We start from the raw sequence: 386 nt of genomic DNA on the forward strand, positions 1-386 counted from the left end.
CTGCTGACGGCCATCGGCTTCAACCTGGTGGTGTCGCACGAGCTGCGCAGCGGCTTTGCGGACCCGCAGCGCAGCGCGGCCCCTGCCGCGCCCACCCCGAGCGCCCCGAGCACCAGCGCCCCTGCCGGCATGCCGCCTGCACCCGCGGCCTCCGATGCCGCGGCCGGTGCCCGTACGGAGGCCGCAGCGGGGTCCGGCGGCGGCACACCGGCTTCCGACGCCACGGCGACCGGCGCGGCGGGCGCTGGCGCCGCCCCGGCAAGCACCAGCGCGGGCGCGCCGGTGGGGCCGGCCGATGCGGGCCAGGCGCCTGAAGGCTCCAACGGTCCACAGACTCCGGCGCGCTGAGTCGGTTTCTTTGGGCGCCGGGGCCCTGCGCCCGGCTT

Annotated in this window: 1 pseudogene; it reads left to right on the forward strand. The window is 78.8% G+C overall.

What is annotated here, in order from left to right:
* Positions 1-348: pseudogene (locus tag B2J89_RS21905) on the forward strand (hypothetical protein); the annotation flags it as partial.
* Positions 349-386 lie beyond the last annotated feature (38 nt).

The organism is Acidovorax sp. SRB_24 (assembly GCF_012931925.1).